Below are 6,937 nucleotides of genomic sequence, written 5' to 3' on the forward strand. Positions count from 1 at the left end.
ATTCCCTCGCCATGAAATCGATTAAAACCCTCGCGCTGGCCTGCTCGCTGCTGTCGCTCTCCTTTGGCTGCTCCGACAAGAAGTTCCTCGAAGTAGACCCCACCGGTGCCCTGACCGACGAGCAGCTGAACACGCCCGCCAACATTGAGAAGCAGGTGATTGCGGCCTATTCGCAGCTTGGCAACGACGTGTACCGCACGCCCTACACCTCCATGTGGCCCTATGGCAACGTGCGGGCCGGCGATGCCTACAAGGGCGGCGGCGGCACCGCCGATGTGGACGCCTTCCACTTCTACGAAACCTTCTCGTTCAACCGCGTCGACATCGGCAACACCGACGAGCTGTGGTTCCTGCTCTACATCGGCGTGTCGCGGGCCAACGACGCGCTGCGCCGCCTCGATGCCGTGAGCGACGCCGCCATGCCCAACAAGGCCATCCGCCAGGGCGAGGCCCGCTTCCTGCGCGGCCACTTCTACTTCCTGCTGAAGGAGGTGTTCAAGCACGTGCCCTACATCGATGAAACCGTGGCCACGAGCGACTACGCCACCATCTCGAACGTGGCCCTGACCAACGATGCGCTCTGGGGCAAAATTGCTGATGACTTCCGCTTCGCGGCGGCCAACCTGCCCGCCACGCAGCCCGAAATCGGCCGGGCCACCAAGTCCGCTGCCCAGGCGTATCTGGCCAAAACGCTGCTGTACCAGGCTTACACGCAGAGCGATAACAACGCCGTGACCGGCATCGACCAGGCCAAGCTGACGGAAGTGGTGTCGCTCTGCGACCAGGTGAGCGCCGCCGGGTACATCCTGAACGCCGACTACGCCACCAACTTCCTGACGGTGGGCGACAACAGCCGCGAGTCGGTGTTCGCCATCCAGTTCTCGCGCAACGACGGCACACCCAAGGGCCGCACCGACCGCGGCAACGAGCTGAACTACCCCATGAACCCCGACTACGGCTGCTGCAGCTTCCACCAGCCCAGCCAGAACCTGGTGAACGCCTACAAGACCGACGCGCAGGGCCTGCCGCTCTTCACCACTTTCAACAGCAGCGACTTGCGGGCCGATACCCCCGCCGACTTTCAGACCAACGCCGTCGACCCGCGCCTCGACCACACCGTGGCCATCCCCACGCACCCCTACAAGTACGACCCCTCGTTCGTCTTTCAGAACTCGTGGGTGCGCGTGCCGGGCGTGTACGGCTATTTCATGTCGATGAAAGAGAACGTGTTGCCTTCGGACCCCAGCTTCCAGAAGAATCCGCCCTTCATGAGCACCTCGAAGAACTGGACCGTTATCCGCTACGCCGACGTGCTGCTCTGGAAAGCCGAGGCCCTCATTGAACTCAACCGCGCTTCGGAGGCGCTACCCATCGTGAACCAGATTCGCCAGCGTGCCCAGAACAGCACCGCCCGCCTGCGAAACAGTGCCGGCCAGCCCACCTCCAACTACCGCATCGGCCTCTACCCCGCCACTGTTTGGACGCAGGCGTATGCCCGCGAAGCCCTGCGCTTCGAGCGCCGCCTGGAGTTTGCCATGGAGGGCTACCGCTTCTTCGACCTCACCCGCTGGGGCATCGCCGCCACGTACCTGAACGCCTATTTCAGCGTGGAAAAAAACAAGCGCCAGTACCTGGCCACGGCCAATTTCACGGCCGGCCGGGATGAGTACATGCCCATCCCGCTCAACCAAATCAACTTCAGCAAAGGGCTATACAAACAAAACGCCGGCTGGTAGCACAGCGCTTACCCAACTCAACTTCTGCCCCGTGCACCCGGCGGCGTGGTGGGAACAAGTGCCCCGGAAAGCGGGGTGGGAGTTTGAGTTGCGGCGCATGGTTTTACTTTTTTTAATGCATCTGTGAAAAATAACGTCTTCTTCTGGTCCATTGTGGTCGCGCTGGGCGGGTTTCTATTCGGCTTCGATACGGCCGTGATTTCCGGGGCCGAGAAAGCCATCCAGCAAGTCTGGAATCTCAGCGCCTGGGAGCACGGCCTCACCATCTCCATTGCCCTGATTGGCACGGTGATAGGGGCCATCTTCGGCGGCATTCCCTCCGATTCGCTGGGCCGCCGCCGCACCCTGAGCTGGATTGCGGTGCTCTACCTGGTGTCGGCGGTGGGCGCGGCCCTGTCGCCGGCCTGGGTACCGTTCATGATGTTCCGCTTTCTGGGCGGGCTGGGCGTGGGCGCCTCGTCGGTCACGGCCCCGCTCTACATCTCCGAAGTGTCGCCGCCCGAGTCGCGGGGGCGCATGGTGGGCATGTTCCAGTTCAACGTGGTGTTCGGCATTCTGATGGCGTATCTGTCTAACTACCTGCTGAAAGACATCGGCCCCGATGCCTGGCGCTGGATGCTGGGCGTGCAGGCCGTGCCGGCCATTGCCTTCTTCCTGCTGCTGTTCCGCATTCCTGAAAGCCCGCGCTGGCTGCTCCGCCAGCACCGCGTGGAAGAAGCCCGCGCCGTCTTCGAGCGCATCGACCCCGCCACGGCGACCCGGAACGTGCAAACCATCCTGCTGGCCAACGCCGCCGAGGAAGGCCCCGGCGAGTCGCTGTGGGCGCCGCAATACCGGCAGCCGGTGCTGCTGGCGGTGCTGTTCGCCATGTTCAACCAGCTGGCGGGCATCAACGCCATCATCTACTACGCGCCGCGCATTTTCGAGATGACCGGGCTGGGGCAGGGCACGGCGCTGCTCTCGTCGGCCGGCATTGGGCTGGTCAATTTCATCTTTACGCTGCTGGGCGTCAATATTATCGACCGGTTTGGGCGGCGCAAGCTCATGCTGGTGGGTTCGGTGGGGCTCATCGTCACGCTGGGTTTGGTGGCGCGGGCGTTCTACACCGAGCAGTTTGGCGGCATGCTGGTGCCGGTGCTGCTGTTCGTGTACATCGGTTTCTTCGCCTTTTCGCAGGGCGCGGTTATCTGGGTGTTCATCTCCGAGATTTTCCCGAGCGCGGTGCGGGCCAAGGGGCAGGCGCTGGGCTCCAGCACGCACTGGGTCATGGCGGCGGCCATTGCTTTCTCCTTCCCCTACTTTGCCGAAAAGCTGGGCGGCGGCAACACCTTCGCTTTCTTTTGCGCCATGATGGTGCTCCAGCTGTTGTACGTGTGGAAAATGATGCCCGAAACCAAAGGCACTACCCTCGAAGCCGCTGATAAGGCACTGGTGCTGCATTAGACCGGTAAACCGCACAAGGCGCGGCCGGGCCGGGCGTAGCGGAGCATCCTGCGGCCCGCGCGCTATAATGAATAACTTCCGCCGCCCCGGACTCGTCTTTTTGGGCTCGTCCCTTTGGGGCCTTTTGTTATCAGTTTCATGAGAACTGATTTCCACCGCAATTCGCTTTCACTTGGCATCTTTACTGACTACGAATAACTGACAACCATCATGGCTATGCTTCCTATCATCGCCTGCTTCGGCGAAATTCTCTGGGATATCCTGCCCACCGGCAAGCAGCCCGGCGGCGCGCCCTTCAACGTGGCCGTGCACCTGCACCAGCTGGGGCTGCCCGTGCGCTTCATCAGCCGCGTGGGCGACGACGAGCTGGGCACCGAACTGGTCGATTTCGTGGAGTCCAAAGGCTTGGCCACCGACCTCATCCAGCTCGGCAAAACCCACCTGACCGGCATCGTCAAAGCCAACGTGGACGATGCCAATGAGGTGACCTACAAGATTGTACAGCCTGTGGCCTGGGACTACATCCACTTCGACGCCGACGTAGAAGCCGCCGTGGCTGGTGCCGATGCCTTTGTCTTCGGCAGCCTGGCCGCCCGGCAAGCCGGCACCCGTGAAACCCTCTACCGCCTGCTCGAAAGCGCAAAGTTCAAGGTGTTTGATGTGAACATGCGCCCGCCGCACTACACCCGTGAGGGGGTGAAGTACCTGCTCAATAAAGCCAATCTGGTGAAAATGAACCACCACGAACTGGCCGAAATCATCGAGTGGTTTGGGGTCGCAAGCGAGCCTGCCACGGCCATCCCCTGGTTGGCCCAGCGCTTCAGTCTGCAGGCGGTGTGCGTAACCTGCGGGGCCGACGGGGCCCTGCTCTGGACCAACGGCCAGCTCTACCGCGCCCCTGGCGTGACGGTGCAGGTGCAGGACACCATTGGCAGCGGCGATGCCTTTCTGGCGGCCCTTCTCAAGTGCTGGCTTACGGGCCACGCCCCACAGGAGGCCCTAAACTTTGCCTGCGCTGCCGGAGCGCTGGTAGCCACTCACCAGGGCGCCACCCCCGCCTTTAAAGAAGCCGATATACGGGCGTTAATGAGCGCACCGGTCGCGCAGTAGTTCAGTTCATCACCTTTTCCCCGCCATGAAACGCTTTCTCCTTTCCGTGCTTTGCAGCGTGAGTTTGCTCGCCCACGCGCAGCAGGCCCCCGCGCCACCCGCTACCCCACAGTACCGGCCCGGCTATCATTTCAGCCCCGCCGCGCACTGGATGAACGACCCCAATGGCATGGTGTACTACGAGGGCACGTACCACCTGTTTTACCAGTATTACCCCAACGCTTCGGTGTGGGGGCCCATGCACTGGGGCCACGCCACCAGCACCGATTTGGTGAGCTGGAAGGAGCAGCCCATTGCGCTATTTCCCGACAGCCTGGGGTACATTTTCTCCGGCAGCGCCGTGGTAGACGCCAGGAACACCTCCGGTTTCGGCAAGGATGGCAAAACGCCGCTGGTGGCTATTTTCACCCACCACGACCCCAAGGGCGAGAAGGCCGGTACCCACACCTTTCAGAACCAAAGCCTGGCTTACAGCCTCGACGCCGGTAAAACCTGGACCAAGTACGCCGGCAACCCCGTGCTGAAAAACCCCGGCATTCAGGATTTTCGGGACCCGAAAGTGAGCTGGAACGAGGTGGCGAAAAAGTGGATAATGACCCTGGCCACCAAGGACCGCATCACCTTTTTCTCTTCGCCGAACCTGAAGGACTGGACCAAGGAAAGCGAGTTTGGCGAGAAGCTGGGCGCCCACGGCGGCGTATGGGAATGCCCCGACCTGTTCCCGCTCACGCTCAATGGCAAAACCCACTGGGTGCTGCTCGTCAACCTGAACCCCGGCGGCCCCAACGGCGGCTCGGGTACCCAGTATTTCGTGGGCAGCTTCGACGGCCACCAATTCACCCCGCTCAACGACCGGACGAAATGGGCCGACTACGGCCCCGACAACTATGCGGGCGTGACGTGGGGCAACACCGGCGCCCGCAAGATTTTCCTGGGCTGGATGAGCAACTGGGAGTACGCCAACCAGGTGCCCACTTCGCCGTGGCGCAACGCCACTACGCTGCCCCGCGAATTGGCGCTGCGCCAGGTAGGTTCGGAAATCTACCTCACCTCGCAGCCGGTGAAAGAGCTGGCCAAGCTGGCCCAGCCGGTTGTCGTGCTTAAGAACCTCAAAGCCTCCGCCGTTGCGCTTGACCTGACCAACAGGCTTAAGTTTACGGGCGATAAGTTCTCCCTTAACCTGAGCACTGCGCAGCTGCGCGATTTTGCGCTGGTGCTCAGTAATACGGCCGGCGAGGAATTGCGCATCGGCTACGATGGCAAGGCCCGGCAGTACTTCATTGACCGCAGCAAGGCGGGACCGTCCGGGTTCAGCGCCAAGTTTGCCGGGCGACATACCACCCCCCGACTGGCTGCGCTACCCGCCGCCGACCTTACGCTGTACGTCGACGCCACTTCCGTGGAACTGTTTGGCGATGGTGGGCTCAGCACGGGCACGGAGCTGTTCTTCCCAAGCAAGCCGTTCACGGCCATCCGGCTGGAAGCACCCGAGGGAATGACGATGCAGAGCCTGGCATATAGTCAACTAGCCAGCCCTTTGCCGAAACCGGCTGATTAATGGCTCCTTAAACTGAACAGAGCGCGTTTGCCTTCAGCCGATTTGGCTGCACTGTCTCGGGCTCATTGCTTATGGTGTCTAGCCGCTTGTCGAAAAGCGACGGGGACTGTATCCGTTGCGGCAACGGGCTGGCCCGCCCGCCGTCCCGGGACGAAAGGGGGCAAAGTGCGCACCACGCGCACCGCCTCCTGCTCGTAGCCCAGCCCTTCGCAGGCCGTCGGCACTTCGCTCGTGTGGAGCACCGTGAGTGGCCCGTTGGGCTCGACGATGCATTCTACCGCCAGGTCGACCGGTGCTTCTTGCCCCTGCGCGGCCCGCGGGTAGCGCACGCGGTGCTGGATGGCCGCCCGAAGGGCCGCCTCGCCTACAGGAAAAGCGGGTTTCTGCGCGATATTTTCGTAGGGAACGGCCCGGCGCAATGGCAAGGCGGCGGGCGCGGCGGCTCTTCCCTGGGCATCATACGAAGGGCTGCAAGGTTGAATAGCCCAGAGAATCGGTTCTTACCTGCTGCTGCTGTTCTTCCCGTGCTTCCAACCGGGTGGCGTATCCGCGTCGGCCGTGAACGCCCGCGACCAGGAGCAAACCTGGTTATAAGTACCCACAAGATATCATACCAGCCAGATGTCAACCGTCACCTCTCTCACTGGAGGGAATCACAAGTCCCGTCAGCAGGCACCTGGGCGCTAGTCCCAACTTTTGCTGTTCAGACCGTTTAACTGAACTAGGTGTATAGTCCCAAGGCGTGATGGGGCATTTTCCGGGCTGGAATTTTGCCCGCACCGACGGGACAAGTGCTCCCCTGGGACAACTACTCCACGGCAGCGCCCGCCCCACGGCGGCAATCGGGCGCGCTAGCCACCACCGCCAGGAAAGCCTGCCGAGCGGCGCCACGCGCTACCGCATCAACCCGAAAACGGCGGCCAGGTGGCGCCCGCGCCCCCCTGTGCTGGATGCGCGCAGGGGGCCGGCGTCGGTTTCGACGGTGCTCACCGCCGAGCAGCAAGCCATCGGCGGGGCCTTTCGTCGGCACACCCTGCTGGCGCTGGACGAGTGCCCGTATGCGCTGCAAGCCACCATTCCGCCCCTGTCC

The 6,937-nt window shown here is 62.5% G+C and carries 5 protein-coding genes and 1 pseudogene; 5 read left to right on the top strand and 1 reads right to left on the bottom strand.

What is annotated here, in order from left to right; translation table 11 throughout:
* The first annotated feature begins 11 nt into the window (after positions 1 to 11).
* From J4G38_RS17005 to J4G38_RS17020, 4 genes are all read left to right on the top strand, one after another.
* Positions 12 to 1,736 carry a RagB/SusD family nutrient uptake outer membrane protein gene (locus tag J4G38_RS17005; protein WP_210521654.1) on the top strand — a complete coding sequence of 575 codons (1,725 nt, stop codon included), beginning with the start codon at positions 12 to 14 and terminating at the stop codon, positions 1,734 to 1,736.
* A gap of 123 nt (positions 1,737 to 1,859) precedes the next feature.
* Positions 1,860 to 3,179 carry a sugar porter family MFS transporter gene (locus J4G38_RS17010; protein ID WP_210521653.1) on the top strand — a complete coding sequence of 440 codons (1,320 nt, stop codon included), beginning with the start codon at positions 1,860 to 1,862 and terminating at the stop codon, positions 3,177 to 3,179.
* A 210-nt stretch (positions 3,180 to 3,389) separates the two neighbouring features.
* Positions 3,390 to 4,289, top strand: coding sequence for a carbohydrate kinase family protein (locus tag J4G38_RS17015; RefSeq protein WP_317198208.1), 900 nt, complete (start codon positions 3,390 to 3,392; stop codon positions 4,287 to 4,289).
* A 25-nt stretch (positions 4,290 to 4,314) separates the two neighbouring features.
* Positions 4,315 to 5,847, top strand: coding sequence for a glycoside hydrolase family 32 protein (locus J4G38_RS17020; protein ID WP_210521652.1), 1,533 nt, complete (start codon positions 4,315 to 4,317; stop codon positions 5,845 to 5,847).
* 62 nt (positions 5,848 to 5,909) lie between these two features.
* Here the strand turns inward: J4G38_RS17020 and J4G38_RS17025 are convergent, their stop codons facing one another.
* Positions 5,910 to 6,272 (bottom strand): energy transducer TonB, encoded by a 363-nt coding sequence (locus J4G38_RS17025; protein ID WP_226163496.1) that lies wholly within the window; start codon positions 6,270 to 6,272, stop codon positions 5,910 to 5,912.
* A gap of 374 nt (positions 6,273 to 6,646) precedes the next feature.
* Between J4G38_RS17025 and J4G38_RS17030 the strand changes: the two are divergent.
* Positions 6,647 to 6,937: pseudogene (locus J4G38_RS17030) on the top strand (IS481 family transposase); the annotation flags it as partial.

The sequence above is a fragment of the Hymenobacter terricola genome, from assembly GCF_017921975.2.
Classification (GTDB): domain Bacteria; phylum Bacteroidota; class Bacteroidia; order Cytophagales; family Hymenobacteraceae; genus Hymenobacter; species Hymenobacter terricola.

What these genes read in the sequence shown, in the direction of transcription:
- J4G38_RS17020 (WP_210521652.1), top strand. Translation starts at nt 4,315, where the DNA reads ATGAAACGCTTTCTCCTTTCCGTGCTTTGCAGCGTGAGTTTGCTCGCC.
- J4G38_RS17015 (WP_317198208.1), top strand. Translation starts at nt 3,390, where the DNA reads ATGGCTATGCTTCCTATCATCGCCTGCTTCGGCGAAATTCTCTGGGAT.
- J4G38_RS17005 (WP_210521654.1), top strand. Translation starts at nt 12, where the DNA reads ATGAAATCGATTAAAACCCTCGCGCTGGCCTGCTCGCTGCTGTCGCTC.